The sequence below is a fragment of the Flammeovirga sp. EKP202 genome (assembly GCF_014534745.1).
In the GTDB taxonomy this organism is placed as follows: Bacteria; Bacteroidota; Bacteroidia; order Cytophagales; family Flammeovirgaceae; genus Flammeovirga.
Map to the genome: position 1 here is coordinate 111,080 of NZ_JACVVP010000007.1, position 16,488 is coordinate 127,567.

Consider the following 16,488-nt stretch of genomic DNA (forward strand, 5'->3'; position numbering starts at 1 on the left):
TTCTTCTCAACAAAAGGCTAGGATTTAAAAGATCTTAGCCTTTTTGTTTTTAAATTTAAATCATGAAAGAAAGAATACTCCTACCCTCATCAAGATATATTTTAGGGTTTCAAAATAAAGAAGAACGCATCATTCAGAGAGCTTACAATGATTTCTTTTATCCTCTATTGGATGAAAAGGACATTGAAGACAAATACTTGTTTCAAAGAGGCTTCTGTAAGGCCTTGACTCATACGCTTTACTCAGGAACATCTAGTGAAGAGGAGTTTATCGATATCATCAAGAAACATTTCCCAGGTAATCAAGAGGAGTTTGATATTGAAGAAGTGGAAATTAAATTCCGAGATGAGGACTTACTTTTACTTCAACTTCATTTTAATCAAAAACTCTCTGATGAATCTATCGCCGCTCGTACTGAGATGAGTATTGAGGACGCCAAAGGGAGAATCGATAAACTTCAGAGAATGTGGGGGCAAGATATGCCTTTGGAAGAGTATTTATTGCAGATTGAGCAAAGACAGTGGTTCAAAAGATTGACCAACAATCCTATTCCTTTTCAGCCTAAAGGAAAGAAAAAAAGTAGCTCTTCTGTAAAAGTGGGGAAAATCAATAAAGTAGAAGAAACGATTTGGGATAAGATAAAAGGGATTTTTTCTTGAGTCAAGTTTTTCTTTCATACTATTTGAATGAAAAGTTATAAGTTTTCGGAGATTCTGAAAATTTCACTTTTTTGTTGTTTGAGATAAATTTTATTACAATTTAGTCAACTTGTTTTAGGACGTTATAACCAATAAAAAAGCCCATCAAAACTAAATTTGATGAGCTTTTCTTATCGCTAAAAGAGAATTATTTATTCTTCTTTTTATTTTCTTGTTGTGCCTTTTGTTGTTCTTTCATCGCTTTGTCTAAACGAGCTGTTAATCCGCCAGCTTTCTTATTGGCATTTTTCTTTTTATTCTCTTCCATGACGGCACGGATCTTATCTTCGTTTACAAATTTCTTAGAAGCAATTTGCTGAACGATAGTGATACAGTTCGATACGAAGTAGTAGTACGTTAAACCAGCTGCGAAGCTGTTGAAGAAAAATAAGAAGAATACAGGTGAGATATAAGATACCATCTGCATCTGAGGGTTTGACTGTACTTGTGACTGGTTTTGGAAGTAAGTATATCCTAACATTGAAACCGCCCAAAGTAAAGTAAATAATGACACGTGATCACCATATGCAGGAATACTGAATGGTAAGTCTAAGATCGAGTCATATGTTGATAAATCATCTGCCCATAAGAACGATTGCCCTCTTAACTGCAATGCATTAGGGAAGAAGTTATAAAGTGCCACGAAGAAAGGCATCTGAGCCAACATAGGAATACAACCTGACAATGGGTTCGCTCCTACTTTTCTGTAAAGGCTCATTGTCTCTTGCTGAATCTTCATTTGGTCATCACCATACTTTTCTTTTAACTCGTCCATCTCTGGCTTCAACAAACGCATCTTCGCCATTGACTTGTAAGAGTTGAAAGTAAGTGGGTAAAGTACAGACTTCACCAATACCACCATAATAAAGATGATTAACCCGTAACCCAACTCAAATCCTTCTAAGAATTCGAAGATTGGAATAAAGATGTATTTTGACAATGGAGTTGTCCAAGCCCAACCTAAGTATACGTTATCTTCAAAACCTGTTGTTACAGCTTCACAAACACGGTAATCGTTTGGACCGAAGTAATATCTAAGGTTTGCAGATTGAAGTGAACTCAAAGGAATTTGGAAAGCAATATCAAAAGTCTTTACAATTTCAGTATTGTCTTCGTTGTAATCAGAGATAAGGTTTGCTCTGTTAAACTGTTTATCTGTAATCAAAGCAACGTTAAAGAACTTTTGTTTTGCAGATACCCACGCTAATGGTTCTTGAATTGCCTCTTCTTCTTTTGAAGTAGAAGTCATTGACAAGTAATCAAAGTCGTCTTTCTTTGTAAAGTAGTTGACAGTAGTTTTCTGACGTGATGTTTTCATGTCTTTCTCTACTGATTTCATATCTTGGTGCCACACATAAGAGATATCTTGGCCTTGGATAAATGGTTGAGCACCTGAAAGGTCCAAATCATAATCCACCACATAAGTATCTTCATCTGCTAAAGAATACGTTCTCTTAATCAAAACATTTCCTTCGGCGGTTTTTGCAATCATTTCTACTTTATCACCAGCAATAGAAACATTTGCAGTATAGTTTAATGTATTAATATCAATTACCCCATATTGTGTAGGTAATTTCTCTTCTACTTTGTAATGTGCAGGATCAACTAAGTGTAAAGGTTTTTTGTCGTACGTTTGGTAAGTTTTTAACAATACATCTGTAACATTACCGCCCTTTGTATCAAAAGTGATTTTTACATTTTCATTTTCTATCGCTACTTCTTTGGATGTACCGTTCATTACGCTACCGAACACACCAAATTTTTGCATTAATACTGAATCACTTTCAACGTTAGTTGTTTGAAAAGTTTGATTTTCTGTTTGTCCTTCCACTACATTGGTAGCAGTCTCTTGCGTTTGAATAGGATCTTCCAAAGGCGTTTCCGGCTGGAAGAAAAACATATATCCTACTAATAGTGCGGATAACAACAGAAAACCTGTCGTTTGATTCTTATCCATTTTACTCTTATTAATTTACGATATCAATAAATATTATTGATTTTCTCGTGCTTTTTGTACTTAAAATGCGTGCAAAGTTACGAATTTTATTGTCTTAATCTTGAAAAAAGACAATAAAGAATTTAAAAAACGAAAGCCCATAGATAAAATTACCTATGGGCTATCTCATAAATTGATTGTAATTAAGCACTTACAATCTCTTCTTTGCTATCTTTCAAATCCTTCACTGCTTTCACGAATGAAACAAATAAAGGATGAGGGTTTTCTACAGTAGACTTATATTCTGGGTGGAATTGTGCACCCACATAATAAGGATGATCTGGAATCTCAACAATTTCTACCAAACCTGATTTAGGGTTGATACCCGTAGCCACCATACCTGCTGCTTCATATTGTTCCAAATACTTGTTGTTAAACTCATATCTGTGTCTATGACGCTCAGAAATTTTAGAAGTTTTATACGCTTTTTGTGCTCTAGAACCTTCTTTTAATTCACAAGGGTAAGCACCTAAACGCATCGTTCCTCCCATTTGAGAAAGATTTTTCTGGTCTTCCATCAAGTCGATAACAGGTTCAGTAGTTGTTTCATCCATTTCAGATGAATTTGCACTCGATAAACCAACTTTATCTCTACCGAAAGCAATTACTGCTGACTGCATACCAAGACAGATGCCGAAGAAAGGAATTTTCTCTTCTCTTGCAATACTACAAGCGTTGATTTTTCCTTCCATACCTCTTTCTCCAAAACCTGGAGCAACAAGAACGCCATCTAAACTTGTTAAAATCCTCACAGCTTCTTCTCTATCTAGTAGCTCTTCCGCTTTGATGTATTCCAGCTTCACTTTTACTTCGTTCACAGCACCTGCATGAACAAAACCTTCAACAATTGACTTGTAAGCATCTGGTAATTCAACATACTTACCGACCAAACCAACACGTAAAGTATCTTTTGGATTTTTTAATTTTTGAAGGAAACTTAACCAATTATCAATATTTGGATCTTGGAAAGCCGGCAAACTTAATTTCATCAATACGATTTCATCAAGTTTTTCTTTTTGCATCAATAATGGCACATCATAGATTGTAGATGCATCACATGATTCAATTACTGCATTAAGGTCCACATTACAGAACGATGCGATCTTACGACGCATGTCCATTGGAATATGGTGCTCAGTACGACAAACCAAAATATTGGGTTGTACACCTGCTTCCAATAATTGTTTTACGGAGTGCTGTGTAGGCTTTGTTTTTAATTCACCCGCTGCTCTTAAGTAAGGAACTAACGTAAGGTGAATTACCATAGATCTTGAAGCACCAAGCTCTAATCTTGCTTGACGAACGGCTTCAATAAATGGCAAGGCCTCAATATCACCAACACAACCACCAATCTCTGTAATAACGATATCATACTCGCCATTTTCAGCTACTTTGTAGAAATTATTTTTAATTTCATCAGTGATGTGTGGAATTACTTGTACTGTTTTTCCTAAATATGCCCCTTCACGCTCTTTTGAGATAACATTGTGATAGATTCTACCCGTTGTTACATTATTCGCCTGAGAAGTAGGAACATTTAAGAAACGCTCATAGTGACCTAAATCTAAGTCTGTCTCAGCACCGTCATCCGTTACATAACACTCACCGTGCTCATAAGGATTCATAGTACCTGGATCGACATTTAGATATGGATCAAATTTCTGAATGGTTACGGAATAGCCCCTTGCCTGTAATAGTTTGCCAAGAGACGCAGAAATGATTCCTTTTCCAAGGGATGATGTCACACCACCTGTGACAAAAATAAATTTTGTTTGTGTACGAGAAGACATACTTCGAAGATTTCACATTTTGTTTGTGCAAAGCTAAAGGAGTTCTTCTCAATTAGCAAATAAACTATGTCAATGCTTGTAACTAGATCAAAAAAGTGATCGTTGTTCTGTCTTTTCTCTCAAAATTGGGTAAATAATATTCGGATCTAACGACTTTTTGACTTGACTTCCGATATAATGCCCTAACTCTGGACACAAAATATCTTCGGGTTGATGAGTAAAAAAATAGACTTCTTGTAAACCTTGTCGCTTGAAAGATTGAATTCTCTCCATCCAATCGTCTACCCTTGAAAAGTCAGTATTGTGCATTTCGTTACCCACAAACCTCACCATAATTGTTGGTGTTGTCACTCTCATGTGTAGTACATCTCTCCTACCTGCAACATCAGTAATAATCATTGCATATCCTTTTGCTGTCATGAGCGCTGAGAGTTCATCTAACTTCTGCTGATCATTAAACCATGAAGGGTGGCGGAGCTCTAAAGCTAACTTCATATCTTCAGGAAAAGCTTCAATAAATCGGAAAAGCGGAAGTGCTTCTTCTACTGTGAAATCAGGAGGCATTTGTAACCACGTATAACCAAGTTTATTCTCAAAGAGTCTCATCTGATCTGTAAACTCATAAATATCATTTTTACAGTTCATCAATCTCTTTTTGTGACTTACGGATTGTAGGAATTTTGGGTTGAACTTGAAGGAATCATGTACAGTAGACTTCCACTTCACTAGCGTTTCTGATTTTGGAATACCATAATGCGTTGAATTCAACTCAATGGTATCAAAATGCTGACTGTAATAATGTAAAAAAGTATTAGGTTGTGCTTTATCAGGATAGATTTTCCCTTTCCACTCAGCACAAGACCAAGCAGGAGCACCTATTCTAAATTGAAATGCATTGATAAAATTTGGATGATTTCTCAACATCATTTTAGAATAATGATCTTGTGCTGGAAGTTGAAAATTAACTCCCGAAATATCTTTTAATCGTCCAAAATCCATACACATATTCTTGTTTTTTAATTCGACTGTCCTTCTCTGAAAGCCTCCATTGATTTATAATGACACTTGCCTATTAAAGCATCAATTTGTGCTTGAAGTTTCACATCCTCTTCTTCGTTTTTTGAACGAAGAGCCAATAAAACCAATTTATGAATATCCGTTTTATACTTTGAGGCCAGATCTAAAAATGGCAATTCGATAAGACTTTTGTAAATCGCTGACTCTCTCCTTGAAAAAGAAATCTGACGTGCCGTCTCCAGAAGAGTTACAGTATAAACAGGATATTCCTGTAAAAGTTGAGCAATGTAGAGGTAATCATCAAAATTTACATTTCCTGTCTCAATATAATACCTTAACTCCGAAAGCCCTCCAACATTTACATCACTACTCATCATTATCTGCCTAAACTTCTCTTCGGCTTCCTCTTTTGAAATAGGCTTGTCTTGCGAAAATAGAGGTGTATTCAATAGTAAAGCGATAAATAATAAAAAGAGGTTTTTCATTCTATATTTTTTGTTGTTTGTCCATTACAATACAAAATAATAATTTGTAAAAATGAATGAGAAATTTTTCAAGGTAGTTTAACATAAGTTAGAATTAGAGCGTAAAATAGTCTATAGTGCTGTCAAATACTTTTCAATATCTAGATAAGAGGAAAAGTCCCAGACCTCCATCAGGAAATAACAGATCGTCAACCAAATTGCGGATGAAATTAACGCAGAAATCAAAAGTGAGTATTTTGATTCCTTCAACCTTAAACCGATCAGAATATAGGTTGGAATACCAAAAAGAACTGGTGCTAGTGTCACTGCACTCCAGAAACCATACCTCCTCCACAATACCAATACCTTCTTCAGATTTTTATTGTAACCACTTTTCCTTTTCGTTACTATTAGGCTACTGACCTTCTGCCCAATAAAAATAGTGATCAGAGAAGAGGTTAACACGGAAGAAAGATTCAAAAAAATCATTTGAAAGTAATTGAGACCAATAATATTAGAAATCACTGCTCCTAAGTACACTTTCCAAAGACTTAATCCAAAAATTGTAAGACAAACGAGTAAGATTCCAGTATTCATATTAAAGATTCAATCGGTGACTTTTCAATCAAAAACTAAAATTATTATTCACGCATTACATGTAGACCACTTACTCCTCAAATTCATCACAATCAATCTGTATTTCTTTACCACTGAGTTTACTTTTCAATAAATTACAATAATGGTCCTCTTTTTTATCTCCACTATAGTATTTACAGTTGTAGCAAGTTCTTTGTACCTGGATAACACCTTTTTGGTTCAACTGAAAAATCAGTTTTGATAAAGTATCAAATATATTGGCAAGTTCCTGGTCGGTAAAAGAGGATAATTCTTTATTAAAAACATCAGCATACCCCTCCAATTGACCAACAAGTTCTTTGCCCGATGAGGTGATGAATAAATTATATCTACGGTTATCTGTTGGGGAATGATCCTTTTCTAAATACTCCTTTTTTAATAGTATTCTGACAGCATCACTAATCGTTGCTTTTGTAACGTTAAACTCTTTCGCAAGATAGCTTACATTACATATTTCTCTTTTATGATTTGAGACAAACAAAAGAATTTGGATCTGTATAGGACTAATTCCAAACGTTTTGGCTTTTTCCCAAAGCAACGCTTTTAAGGCTTCTGAGAGCCTTTCTAATCCACCGAGTATTTTTGATTCTATATTCAAAACTGATAGTAATTAAAAAATTAGGACCACCATAAAGTTAGCAATCCTAATTTTAATTTACTAATTACATCCTTCCATCTCAATGATGAAATACCCTTTTTGAACAATTTCTTCCAACCATTCCGGTTTTAATGTTTCGATATGGCAAAGTTTGCATTGTTTAGCAGAAAGCGGCAACCCTTCTTGGCCTTTCATTTTCAAGTAGGCTTTACCATAATTATAAATGGTTTCGGTATTGCTGACTTCTACTGGAGCAATGATATCAAAATGCATGGTAGTACCGTCTTTTTTTGTAACATAAGTATCCCAAACATTGACATCTCTTTGTATTATTTCTTTCATTTATTAAGCTGTTTTTAGATTAGTACTTATTGTACTTGAAGAGGAAGTTGCTAATTTTCGATTACTGAATAAGGCAAAGACAAATCACCCGACGCAATTGAATATACATTGTAAACTCCCAACATAGGATACTGAGCATTGGAAGCATTCACTTGCATATAAACCGTTACAGCATCAAAATTAAATTGTGTTTTATTACTCATACGGTATGCTGGAACAACCACTTTTATAGCCTTCTCTTTATTAATTACGGGGTACCCTGGAGAGTCCATATACATTGGCATACCTGGATTGGTTGGAGGTAGAGTAACATTTTGATCATTTGGATTAAATTGTTTGACGGCCAAACCACCAAACACCCTAGTGTCTTTGGTTAACACCACCCAGTGTGGATGCCAAACAACACCATCATTCACATAATTCCTATCGTTATTTTCATCCCACAATGGAGTATCATCAAAATCAGGGTGCGAGGTCAGCGCCAATGCCACTATACCTTCTGTATGACTAAAACCGACATCTTCAGGTGCTAATGTAGTAGGAAAAACATAACCCAATACTGGAGCACCATCCATCTGTCCATAAGGTTTTGGGGTAATATTTCCTGCCAAACCTTCAGTCTCAATTGTGAAAATGAGCTGATTTAATCGACTATCGAAAACCACACTTGTATTGGTGATTTTAAAATTTGAAATATTCTTAAATGTTGGATCTTCATTTTTGCCCTGAGAAAATGCTGGTATGGTAAGAATGAAGATCAAGGATAAACTCAATAATTGTTTCATGATGTTTAAATTAATATTAGGAATCCTAACTTATTGCATTAAAAAATAAATCATAAGATTTATCTGTGTTTTTAAATTAGGATTCCTAACTTTTTAAGTGAAATAAATTAAAATTTCAAATCAGCTAAAGATGCCCCAAAATTGATATGCAGTGCATTACCATTAGGTGTTACTAAAGCAGGAACTGATTTCACACCGGCTTTTTCAGCTTCTTCAATTCTACTACTTTTTTCACCTAGATGAACTACTTCTACCTTTTCTGTTCCAATCAGATGGATAAGGTCTTGTTCTGCACTTACACAAACTGGACAGCCTGCATGATAAAAAATTGATTTACTCATTTTAATAAAAGTTTAGAGTGTTGAGCAATAGTGCTGACACAAATATAATAAGGATTCCTAACTATAAAAATAATTTACACAAAAATTATTTTTTTATTATACTCACTTCGAAAGAAATGCTTTATTCTTTCTTAGTCTCAAGAAGAAAATGTTGAATTTAATAGCAAATGACGAGAAATCATTTTTGATGCATTTTGAATGAAATTCTGAAATGAAGGTAAGTTTAATATAAAAAGTATTTCTATTTCGAAATTTGATTCTAGTTTTTAAATTAAAAAGAAATTAGAGCAGGTACGCTGTAAACTAAGTTTCCTTTATTTACAATATTTAGAAATCAGGAGATTTCTGATGATCTGAAGGACACAAATGACGCTAACACTTAACATTCGCACCATTAAGCTTTTTACCTTTTTAGTTTGGTAGTACTCCCCCGGCATTGAAGGGAAAAGCGTTAAGAATTTCATGAATTGAGCCGTTAAAAATGATTTTCTTGTTTGAGCAAAGCGAGTTTAAAATCATTTAGGCGAGAGGAATGAAATTTAGCTTTTGACTTCTAAGCCTAGATTTTTTGCTTCGTTTTTCATCAATGGAAAAATGAAGAAGAAAGAAGTTTGAAAGTAGGATTTAAAAGCCTGCAGAAGAATTGATTAGAAGTATGTGGTAATTTAGTTTACAATGCCGTTAGTTTTGATTCATCATTAGTCCACATTTGAAGGGTGGACTAATGATTAGGTATAAATTCATAGTAAAGCCCATTAAAAAACAGAGGCTTTGCGATTTCAGAATTTACTCTCCTTTATTTTTTGTTTCATGTACATGATCAGACAAACGCTTACACATTGCATGAATCTCTTGTGCCATTTTCTCATCTCCAGTAGCATTGAAGATGTTTTGAGCAATACCTCCCATGGTGTCAATGTAGAAAAACTTCATCTCATCCACAGTCATTTCTTTACCCCACAAACCAATACGTAGTGTTTCTTTACGTTCGTGATCCCATATATTTAAATCAAAAGCACGCGTTTCTTGAAGACCCGCTTGATCAGAATCGTCTGCTTTCCAGAAAATTTTCTCTGGAACATTGTTTTCATCCAATTCTACCTTTACTCTGATGTTAGACTCTTTCATTATTAAAAAATATAACTTGAAGTGATTTTTATTATCCTACAAAGTTGCATATTTTAAAGGAGAATTTGTAATGTTTTCCATGAATTAAGCCTAATTATGTTACATCGATTTGTAAGATTGTCGTTTAAACAAGAATGTATAGAGGAATTTCAAAATTTGTTCCATGATGTTAAAGAAAAAATTGAAAATTTTGACGGTTGTCAATCCGTAGAACTTCTACAAGATGCGGAGGCAAAAAATCAATTTATGACATTTAGTATTTGGGAAAATGAAAAAGCCTTAGAAGCATATCGTCAATCTGAGTTTTTCCAAAGTACATGGAAGAAAACTAAATTAATGTTCAACGATAAACCTAAGGCTTTTTCTATGTATAAGGCAGGAATAAAAGAGTAATTCTTCTATTCTCCTAAATATTCTGTACCAGCATCTGGAGTTTCGAAAATCACAACTTTATACAAAGCAGGAAGTTCTTTTTTGATTTTGTTCCAAACCCACATTGAAATCACTTCTGAAGTTGGGTTTTCTAAACCTTCCACTTCATTTAAAAAGTTATGATCTAACACTTTGTAAATAGGATTTACAACAGTATCGATTTCATGAAAATCAATCACCCACTCATACGGGTAAACTAATTCTCCATCAAAATGAAGTTCCATTTTCCATGAGTGGCCATGAATTCTTCTACACGGGTGTCCCTCAGGCATTTGAGGTAAGAAATGTGCAGCTTCGAATGTATATGATTTGAATATTTTCATCCTTACGTATTAATTCTAATAAAAATCACGCAAAGATAAATGATATGTAATTACCTAATGGAGGATTTTAAACACCAATTCTTTAAGATTTTCGTCATCAGAAAGTGACGCTCTTATTCCTTTGGCCTTTAAATCGGCTTCTTGGAGATGTTCTATAATTTGTAAAACTTTATTGTAAGAGAAATTACTAACAGCTAATCGGTAATCTTTAATAAAATAAGGGTTAACGCTTAATATTTTAGCTAATTCTTGATCGCCCTTGCTGAAGTTCTCATGAAGCATTAATAGTTTTGAAAAATAAGCATATAAAGTACCCACAACTACCACAAAAGGATTACTCTTAGGATTGTCATTGAAATACATTACAATTCTATTTGCTTTCAAGATATCTTTAGTCCCTAAAGCATTTTGTAATTCAAAAACATTATACTCTCTACTAATACCAATATGCTTTGCAATTAACGCTTCTGTAATTTCAGTAGCTTCTTTATTATAATTGAGCATGAGTTTTTCCAGTTCATTTGTAATACGAACTAGATCATTACCAATATATTCAGTGATTAGGTTTACAGCACGATCTTTAATTTTGTACCCTTCAGATCTACAGTATTGTTTTACCCAAGAAGGAACCTTATTGTCATACATTTTTTTCGCATCCAGAAAAACAGCGTTTTTCTCAATGGTTTTCTTTACTGGTGTACGACCATCTAATTTTTTATTCTTTAACGCAATGACCAATACTGTTGAAGGCACTGGATTTTCAGCATATTTATTTAGAATTTCTAAACTTGCTTTTCTTGCTAAATCCGGCAGGTCTTGTCCTTCTTTTACAATAATCACCTGACGCATGGCCATCATAGGAAACCTTCTCGCACTCTCTAAAACTTGTGTTAGAGTAGTATCCTTACCATACAATACAGTTTGATTAAAACTTTTCTCCGCATCTGTTAGTGCATTTTTTTCTATATAAGCAGTAATTTGATCAATAAAAAAAGGCTCATCCCCCTGTAAAAAATACAAAGGTGAAAACTTGCCAGCTTTCATTTCTGTCATTATAGAATCTGCCGAAAATGCCATAAATTTTGAATGGTACGTGTTTTAGAAAAAATTGGACTGCAATTTAGAGTTTGTAATCCAAAAAGAAAAAAGTATTAAGGGGTATTCATAAAAGAATATTAGTCAACGGTCTTATCTATGCCATATCCTATTATTTTTTGCCTCACCGCAGTACCAATCTCTCTGTATCCATCAAACTCACTTGGGTTAATCATTCTCACTGTGATGACTTCTCCTTCTTCCCAATCTACAATTGGAGGATTAGCTGAATTCTCCCATCTTAATATCCACTGGGAAACACCAGCAGAATCCAATCCAAATAAGGGGTTACTTTCACAATCATCTTGCTCAAAGAAAGGATTATCTACTCTTTCTCCATTGCCTAAAGTGATAATTTGCTTATTTCGATTATCGCCACAATAAGGATTACCTGCAAGTGATGGTTGAGAAGTAGTAAACTCGTAATACCTCTTCGAAATATTGCTATAATCAATACCAATCAAACCTATATCTCTTTGATAAATTGCTCTCCTTGTTTCTTCTGAATTAGTAAGTGCATTAGTATTATTGACTTCAAGAATAACTGCTGTGTTTTCAAAAGTTTGCCCATCAAAAGTATAATTTCTTCCTACCGTTTCGATTTCATATCTAATATCAACCCCTCCTGGCGTAATTGCACCTAAACCATTATAGGTATTTTGATTGAACCTTTGTCCCTCTACAAGTGGGTTGGTTAATTTTAAAAAAGGAATTGCGTTTTCATATCGTATGATATGGTTGTCTCTGTAAACCACAGCCCAAACAGAATCCAAAACCCAATCCATTTCTTCACTATCTCTTACATAGCGGTGTAATGGGTAATTTTGCCCACCAAAACCATCATCATATGGCTTACCCATTATTTCTCTCAATTGAAAGGATGTTGTACTATTCTCATCACTGGTTAAATCAATACTATCTACTTGATAGTGAATATACCAACCTTCTTCAATTGGGTAATACACTGTTCCAGACTGATAATTTGGATCTGTAATTGTCTCATTACAGGCTTGAATAAAAAATGTGATTAGAAAAAAATAAAGGGTCTCTTTTAATTTCATAATGATTCTGCTGTTCTACTATGCAAGATATAAAATTCAGCTATTTCTTAATCACTTCAAGTATAAAAAAAGGGTATAGACTTAAAGTCTATACCCCGGATACTTTCTGATAAAAGTATATCTATAAATAGATTTCGTTGCTTAGATGAAAGGATTCTTTTCTCTCTCCTCACCTAATTGTTCGAATTTCTCGTCTAATTCAACCAAGATCTTCTCCTCTGGTGTGTTAGAATGCTCTGTTTTAGCAAGTGGCACGTTTTGAGGAATAAAGTCTGTAAATCCATCTTTTTCAGCATCTGGCTTAGAGTAATCATAAGGCCAACGATAAACGATTGGTAAAGCACCTGGCCAGTTACCGTGACCTGGTTTTCTTGGAGTTGTCCACTCTAATGTAGTTGAATTCCAAGGGTTCAATGGTGCTAATCTACCTCTGAACATACTCCAGAAGAAGTTGAATACAAAGATAAACTGTGCTGTCACTGTTAAGATCGCAGCAATAGAGATGAATGTATTCAAGTCTGTAAAAGTAGAGAATGCATCAAAGTTTGTGAATGAGTAGTATCTTCTTGGGAAACCAGCAATACCGATGTAGTGCATTGGGAAGAATACCATGTAAGCACCGATGAAAGTTAACCAGAAGTGAACGTAACCCATCGCACTGTTCATCATTCTACCAAACATTTTTGGATACCAGTGATATACACCTGCCATCATACCGAAGAATGCAGCAGAACCCATTACTAAGTGGAAGTGAGCTACTACGAAGTAAGTATCGTGTAATTGAATATCCAATGCCGAGTTACCAAGGATAATACCTGTAACACCACCGGAGATAAACAATGAAACTAGACCAATTGAGAACAACATTGCAGGTGTAAAGATGATATTACCTCTGAATAATGTTGTAATGTAGTTAAATGCTTTTACTGCTGAAGGTACCGCAATGATCAATGTCAAGAACATGAAAATTGTTCCTAAGAACGGGTTCATACCTGAAACGAACATGTGGTGAGCCCATACGATAAATGAAAGGAATGCAATACCTAACATTGAACCGATCATCGCTCTGTAACCGAAGATAGGCTTTCTTGAGTTTGTAGAAATTACCTCTGAAGTTAAACCTAAAGCTGGTAATAATACGATATATACCTCTGGGTGACCTAAGAACCAGAATAAGTGCTGGAATAAGATAGGGCTACCACCTGAGTGCTCTAATAATTCACCTTGAATATAGATATCTGACAAGTAGAATGAAGTGCCAAAGCTACGGTCAAATACTAATAATAATGCTGCTGCAAATAATACAGGGAATGATAATGTACCAATAATCGCTGTAATGAAGAATGACCAAATAGTAAGTGGCATCTTAGCGAATGACATACCTGCAGTTCTTAAGTTGATCACTGTTGAGATGTAGTTGATCGAACCTAAAAGTGAAGATGCAATAAAGAATACCATTGATACTAACCATAAAGTCATACCAATACCAGACCCTGAAACTGCTTGTGGCAATGCTGATAATGGAGGATAAATTACCCAACCACCTGAAGCAGGACCAGTAGAAGCAAATAATGAGATAAACATGATTACTGAAGCTACAAAGAACAACCAGTAAGAAAGCATGTTCATAAAACCTGATGCCATATCTCTTGCTCCAATCTGTAAAGGAATCAAGAAATTGGAGAAAGTACCACTCAAACCTGCTGTCAATACAAAGAATACCATAATGGTACCGTGCATTGTTACTGCTGCAAGGTAGAATGTTGTATCCATTTTACCACTTTCAGTAATCCAGTCACCTAAGATTGGTCTTAACCACTCTAAGTTAGCTTCTGGAAAACCTAATTGAATACGGAATAAAAGTGATAAACCACCACCGATGATTGCCCAGAAAATACCAGAAATCAAATATTGCTTTGCAATAACCTTGTGATCAAATGAAAACACATAGTTGGTAATAAAGTTACCATGGTGCTCATGATCATCGTGCGAGTGAACGTCTTTATTTTCTACGTCTAATGCTACACTTGACATGTTATCTATCTTTTTTGAGTTTGAATCTAAATTGAAAAGGATTAATGAGACTTAGCTACTGAAGCTGTTTTCGCTTTCTTTGCTTCCCATTGTGATAAGTAGTCTGGATTTTTCTCCAACCATGGCTTCTGCTTCATTAACCACTCATCATACTCTTCTTGAGTAACAACTTTCACTAATTTTCTCATACCAAAGTGTCCGTAACCACAAACCTCCGTACAAGCTAATTCATAATTAAACTTAGGGTTGTTTGTCTTTTGTCTCATTTCAGCCGTCGTAATTGTTGGCGTAAATTTGAAACGAGTTGGCATACCTGGTACAGCATCCATTTTTACACGGAAGTGAGGAAGGAATACTGAGTGGATTACGTCAATGGCTCTAATCTTTAACTCGACTTCTCTACCTACTGGAAGATAAATTTCTCTAGCAGTAAAGTCATCCTGAGCATTTACATCATCATAATCTACACCCATTGAGTTAGTATTATCGATGTTGGCAACATCGTAACGACCTAATTTCAAATCTTTACCTGGGTAACGAATCTCCCAAGCAAATTGCTTACCCATTAATTCAACTTGGATGGCATCTTCTGTTGCAGGTGCAGTGATATCTGCCCATGCTCTCCAACCAAAAATTACAAGAACTGCCATTACAATTGCAGGTACAGCTGTCCAAGCAATCTCTAATGTGTCATTGTGAGGGTTAAAATCTGCCTTTCTTTTTTCTGAGAATTGGAATAAGAATGGGAATGTAAATAATAACAAGTGTGTTAAAGCAAAAGCTGTAAACACAATACCCATTGTTATCCAGAATAAATGATCCGTTTCTTTACCGTGAATCGATGCAGCTTCCGGTAAGAAGAATTGTTTAGCATCGTTAAAAGACCACATTATTAAACCTGATCCAACAACTAATACAATTGGAAATAATGCTGCATTAATTTTGTTACTTGTCGTAACCTTCTTCTTCTGGTCGCCCTTCGCGATTCCTACAAGAGTAATAATACGATAGACCAAAGCAAGAACTGCTAAGATCAATATCGCTCCCGTGGCAAAAAGTAAAGCCGTTGTCATACCTTTCTGATAGTGTGTAAGTTCGTGATATACTTTATTGTGACAATTTATCGTCTTAATTCTCTACTGAGAAAAATAAGTTCGCATAAAATTCCATCAAATATATTAAAGTATTTTTACATTGATGATATATATCATACTTTTTTGATGATATTATTCGATATTTTATATGAATAGATTGATTTACAGCAAGATATAATTACACTTTAATAGGTGACTTGCGTAACCTTTATACCCGCTTTTCGTAACAAATCAAGCCCAGATTGATCTCTATAGGCCCTCTTATAGAAGAACTGAGAGATACCTGCCTGAACGATTAATTTCGCACATCCAAAGCAACAACTATCGGTACAGTATAACGATGCTCCATCTGTTGAATAAGTTGATTTAGCTGCTTTTGTAATAGCATTGGCCTCAGCATGCAATACTTCTTCTTTGGTTGCTAAAGCTGTTTCTTCTTGTTGCAGCTCTTCATTCCACTTACTCACCTCAATCTCACAACAATTGTCAAAACCTTTTGGTGTACCGTTGTACCCCATTGAGATAATATTTCCATCTTTCACAATAATTGCCCCTACCTTAAGACGTACACATCTGCTTAATTCAGCAATTGATTCTGCACATCTCATAAAAGCTAAGTCAAATTCTTGTGTTCTTTCCATACTGCTCATAATA

Annotated in this window: 18 protein-coding genes; 2 read left to right on the forward strand and 16 right to left on the reverse strand. The window is 34.9% G+C overall.

The features are described 5' to 3' along the window. Positions 1 to 62 precede the first annotated feature (62 nt). Positions 63 to 659, forward strand: a complete 597-nt coding sequence (locus IC221_RS06005; RefSeq protein WP_188168098.1) for a hypothetical protein — start codon at positions 63 to 65, stop codon at positions 657 to 659. Between the two features lie 187 nt (positions 660 to 846). Here IC221_RS06005 and yidC read toward each other — a convergent pair whose 3' ends face one another. The 10 genes from yidC to gldC all read right to left on the reverse strand — a co-directional run bounded on the left by yidC (position 847) and on the right by gldC (position 9,795). Next, positions 847 to 2,655 (reverse strand): membrane protein insertase YidC, encoded by a 1,809-nt coding sequence (yidC, locus tag IC221_RS06010; protein ID WP_188168099.1) that lies wholly within the window; start codon positions 2,653 to 2,655, stop codon positions 847 to 849. Positions 2,656 to 2,837: 182 nt separating this feature from the next. Further along, positions 2,838 to 4,484 carry a CTP synthase gene (locus IC221_RS06015; protein WP_188168100.1) on the reverse strand — a complete coding sequence of 549 codons (1,647 nt, stop codon included), beginning with the start codon at positions 4,482 to 4,484 and terminating at the stop codon, positions 2,838 to 2,840. An 87-nt stretch (positions 4,485 to 4,571) separates the two neighbouring features. Then, positions 4,572 to 5,489: a DUF72 domain-containing protein gene (locus IC221_RS06020; RefSeq protein WP_188168101.1), complete on the reverse strand. Its 918-nt coding sequence runs from the start codon at positions 5,487 to 5,489 to the stop codon at positions 4,572 to 4,574. Positions 5,490 to 5,500: 11 nt separating this feature from the next. Next, positions 5,501 to 5,986, reverse strand: a complete 486-nt coding sequence (locus tag IC221_RS06025) for a hypothetical protein (protein WP_188168102.1) — start codon at positions 5,984 to 5,986, stop codon at positions 5,501 to 5,503. Between the two features lie 111 nt (positions 5,987 to 6,097). After that, positions 6,098 to 6,562 carry a hypothetical protein gene (locus IC221_RS06030; protein WP_188168103.1) on the reverse strand — a complete coding sequence of 155 codons (465 nt, stop codon included), beginning with the start codon at positions 6,560 to 6,562 and terminating at the stop codon, positions 6,098 to 6,100. A gap of 70 nt (positions 6,563 to 6,632) precedes the next feature. After that, positions 6,633 to 7,199, reverse strand: a complete 567-nt coding sequence (locus IC221_RS06035) for a MarR family winged helix-turn-helix transcriptional regulator (RefSeq protein ID WP_188168104.1) — start codon at positions 7,197 to 7,199, stop codon at positions 6,633 to 6,635. Between the two features lie 60 nt (positions 7,200 to 7,259). Next, entirely contained in the window at positions 7,260 to 7,541 is a 282-nt protein-coding gene (locus tag IC221_RS06040; RefSeq protein ID WP_188168105.1) for a DUF2024 family protein, read from the reverse strand. A 50-nt stretch (positions 7,542 to 7,591) separates the two neighbouring features. Continuing rightward, on the reverse strand, positions 7,592 to 8,326 hold the full coding sequence (locus IC221_RS06045; protein ID WP_188168106.1) for a hypothetical protein: 735 nt from the start codon (positions 8,324 to 8,326) through the stop codon (positions 7,592 to 7,594). Between the two features lie 107 nt (positions 8,327 to 8,433). Further along, positions 8,434 to 8,667 (reverse strand): thioredoxin family protein, encoded by a 234-nt coding sequence (locus IC221_RS06050; RefSeq protein WP_188168107.1) that lies wholly within the window; start codon positions 8,665 to 8,667, stop codon positions 8,434 to 8,436. 786 nt (positions 8,668 to 9,453) lie between these two features. Beyond that, entirely contained in the window at positions 9,454 to 9,795 is a 342-nt protein-coding gene (gene gldC / locus IC221_RS06055) for a gliding motility protein GldC (protein ID WP_044201750.1), read from the reverse strand. A gap of 96 nt (positions 9,796 to 9,891) precedes the next feature. On the opposite strand from gldC, the gene IC221_RS06060 reads away from it, so the two are divergent. Beyond that, positions 9,892 to 10,188 (forward strand): putative quinol monooxygenase, encoded by a 297-nt coding sequence (locus tag IC221_RS06060; RefSeq protein ID WP_188168108.1) that lies wholly within the window; start codon positions 9,892 to 9,894, stop codon positions 10,186 to 10,188. 5 nt (positions 10,189 to 10,193) lie between these two features. Here IC221_RS06060 and queD read toward each other — a convergent pair whose 3' ends face one another. The 6 genes from queD to IC221_RS06090 form a co-directional block, all read right to left on the reverse strand. Then, a complete protein-coding gene (queD, locus tag IC221_RS06065; RefSeq protein WP_044201754.1) occupies positions 10,194 to 10,550 on the reverse strand; it encodes a 6-carboxytetrahydropterin synthase QueD in 357 nt (118 codons plus the stop codon). 54 nt (positions 10,551 to 10,604) lie between these two features. Continuing rightward, positions 10,605 to 11,627, reverse strand: coding sequence for a DNA polymerase III subunit delta (holA, locus tag IC221_RS06070; RefSeq protein ID WP_188168109.1), 1,023 nt, complete (start codon positions 11,625 to 11,627; stop codon positions 10,605 to 10,607). A 98-nt stretch (positions 11,628 to 11,725) separates the two neighbouring features. Then, entirely contained in the window at positions 11,726 to 12,706 is a 981-nt protein-coding gene (locus tag IC221_RS06075; RefSeq protein ID WP_188168110.1) for a hypothetical protein, read from the reverse strand. Between the two features lie 141 nt (positions 12,707 to 12,847). Next, positions 12,848 to 14,740, reverse strand: a complete 1,893-nt coding sequence (locus IC221_RS06080; protein ID WP_188168111.1) for a cbb3-type cytochrome c oxidase subunit I — start codon at positions 14,738 to 14,740, stop codon at positions 12,848 to 12,850. Between the two features lie 41 nt (positions 14,741 to 14,781). Further along, positions 14,782 to 15,813 (reverse strand): cytochrome c oxidase subunit II, encoded by a 1,032-nt coding sequence (locus IC221_RS06085; protein WP_044201761.1) that lies wholly within the window; start codon positions 15,811 to 15,813, stop codon positions 14,782 to 14,784. A gap of 206 nt (positions 15,814 to 16,019) precedes the next feature. Then, positions 16,020 to 16,475 carry a deaminase gene (locus tag IC221_RS06090; RefSeq protein WP_044201762.1) on the reverse strand — a complete coding sequence of 152 codons (456 nt, stop codon included), beginning with the start codon at positions 16,473 to 16,475 and terminating at the stop codon, positions 16,020 to 16,022. Between the last annotated feature and the right edge of the window lie 13 nt (positions 16,476 to 16,488).

Excerpts from the sequence above, each read along its gene's own strand:
- IC221_RS06005 (WP_188168098.1), top strand. The coding sequence starts at position 63 with ATGAAAGAAAGAATACTCCTACCCTCATCAAGATATATTTTAGGGTTT.
- yidC (WP_188168099.1), bottom strand. The coding sequence starts at position 2,655 with ATGGATAAGAATCAAACGACAGGTTTTCTGTTGTTATCCGCACTATTA.
- IC221_RS06015 (WP_188168100.1), bottom strand. The coding sequence starts at position 4,484 with ATGTCTTCTCGTACACAAACAAAATTTATTTTTGTCACAGGTGGTGTG.
- IC221_RS06020 (WP_188168101.1), bottom strand. The coding sequence starts at position 5,489 with ATGTGTATGGATTTTGGACGATTAAAAGATATTTCGGGAGTTAATTTT.
- IC221_RS06025 (WP_188168102.1), bottom strand. The coding sequence starts at position 5,986 with ATGAAAAACCTCTTTTTATTATTTATCGCTTTACTATTGAATACACCT.
- IC221_RS06030 (WP_188168103.1), bottom strand. The coding sequence starts at position 6,562 with ATGAATACTGGAATCTTACTCGTTTGTCTTACAATTTTTGGATTAAGT.
- IC221_RS06040 (WP_188168105.1), bottom strand. The coding sequence starts at position 7,541 with ATGAAAGAAATAATACAAAGAGATGTCAATGTTTGGGATACTTATGTT.
- IC221_RS06045 (WP_188168106.1), bottom strand. The coding sequence starts at position 8,326 with ATGAAACAATTATTGAGTTTATCCTTGATCTTCATTCTTACCATACCA.
- IC221_RS06050 (WP_188168107.1), bottom strand. The coding sequence starts at position 8,667 with ATGAGTAAATCAATTTTTTATCATGCAGGCTGTCCAGTTTGTGTAAGT.
- gldC (WP_044201750.1), bottom strand. The coding sequence starts at position 9,795 with ATGAAAGAGTCTAACATCAGAGTAAAGGTAGAATTGGATGAAAACAAT.
- IC221_RS06060 (WP_188168108.1), top strand. The coding sequence starts at position 9,892 with ATGTTACATCGATTTGTAAGATTGTCGTTTAAACAAGAATGTATAGAG.
- queD (WP_044201754.1), bottom strand. The coding sequence starts at position 10,550 with ATGAAAATATTCAAATCATATACATTCGAAGCTGCACATTTCTTACCT.
- holA (WP_188168109.1), bottom strand. The coding sequence starts at position 11,627 with ATGGCATTTTCGGCAGATTCTATAATGACAGAAATGAAAGCTGGCAAG.
- IC221_RS06075 (WP_188168110.1), bottom strand. The coding sequence starts at position 12,706 with ATGAAATTAAAAGAGACCCTTTATTTTTTTCTAATCACATTTTTTATT.
- IC221_RS06080 (WP_188168111.1), bottom strand. The coding sequence starts at position 14,740 with ATGTCAAGTGTAGCATTAGACGTAGAAAATAAAGACGTTCACTCGCAC.
- IC221_RS06085 (WP_044201761.1), bottom strand. The coding sequence starts at position 15,813 with ATGACAACGGCTTTACTTTTTGCCACGGGAGCGATATTGATCTTAGCA.
- IC221_RS06090 (WP_044201762.1), bottom strand. The coding sequence starts at position 16,475 with ATGGAAAGAACACAAGAATTTGACTTAGCTTTTATGAGATGTGCAGAA.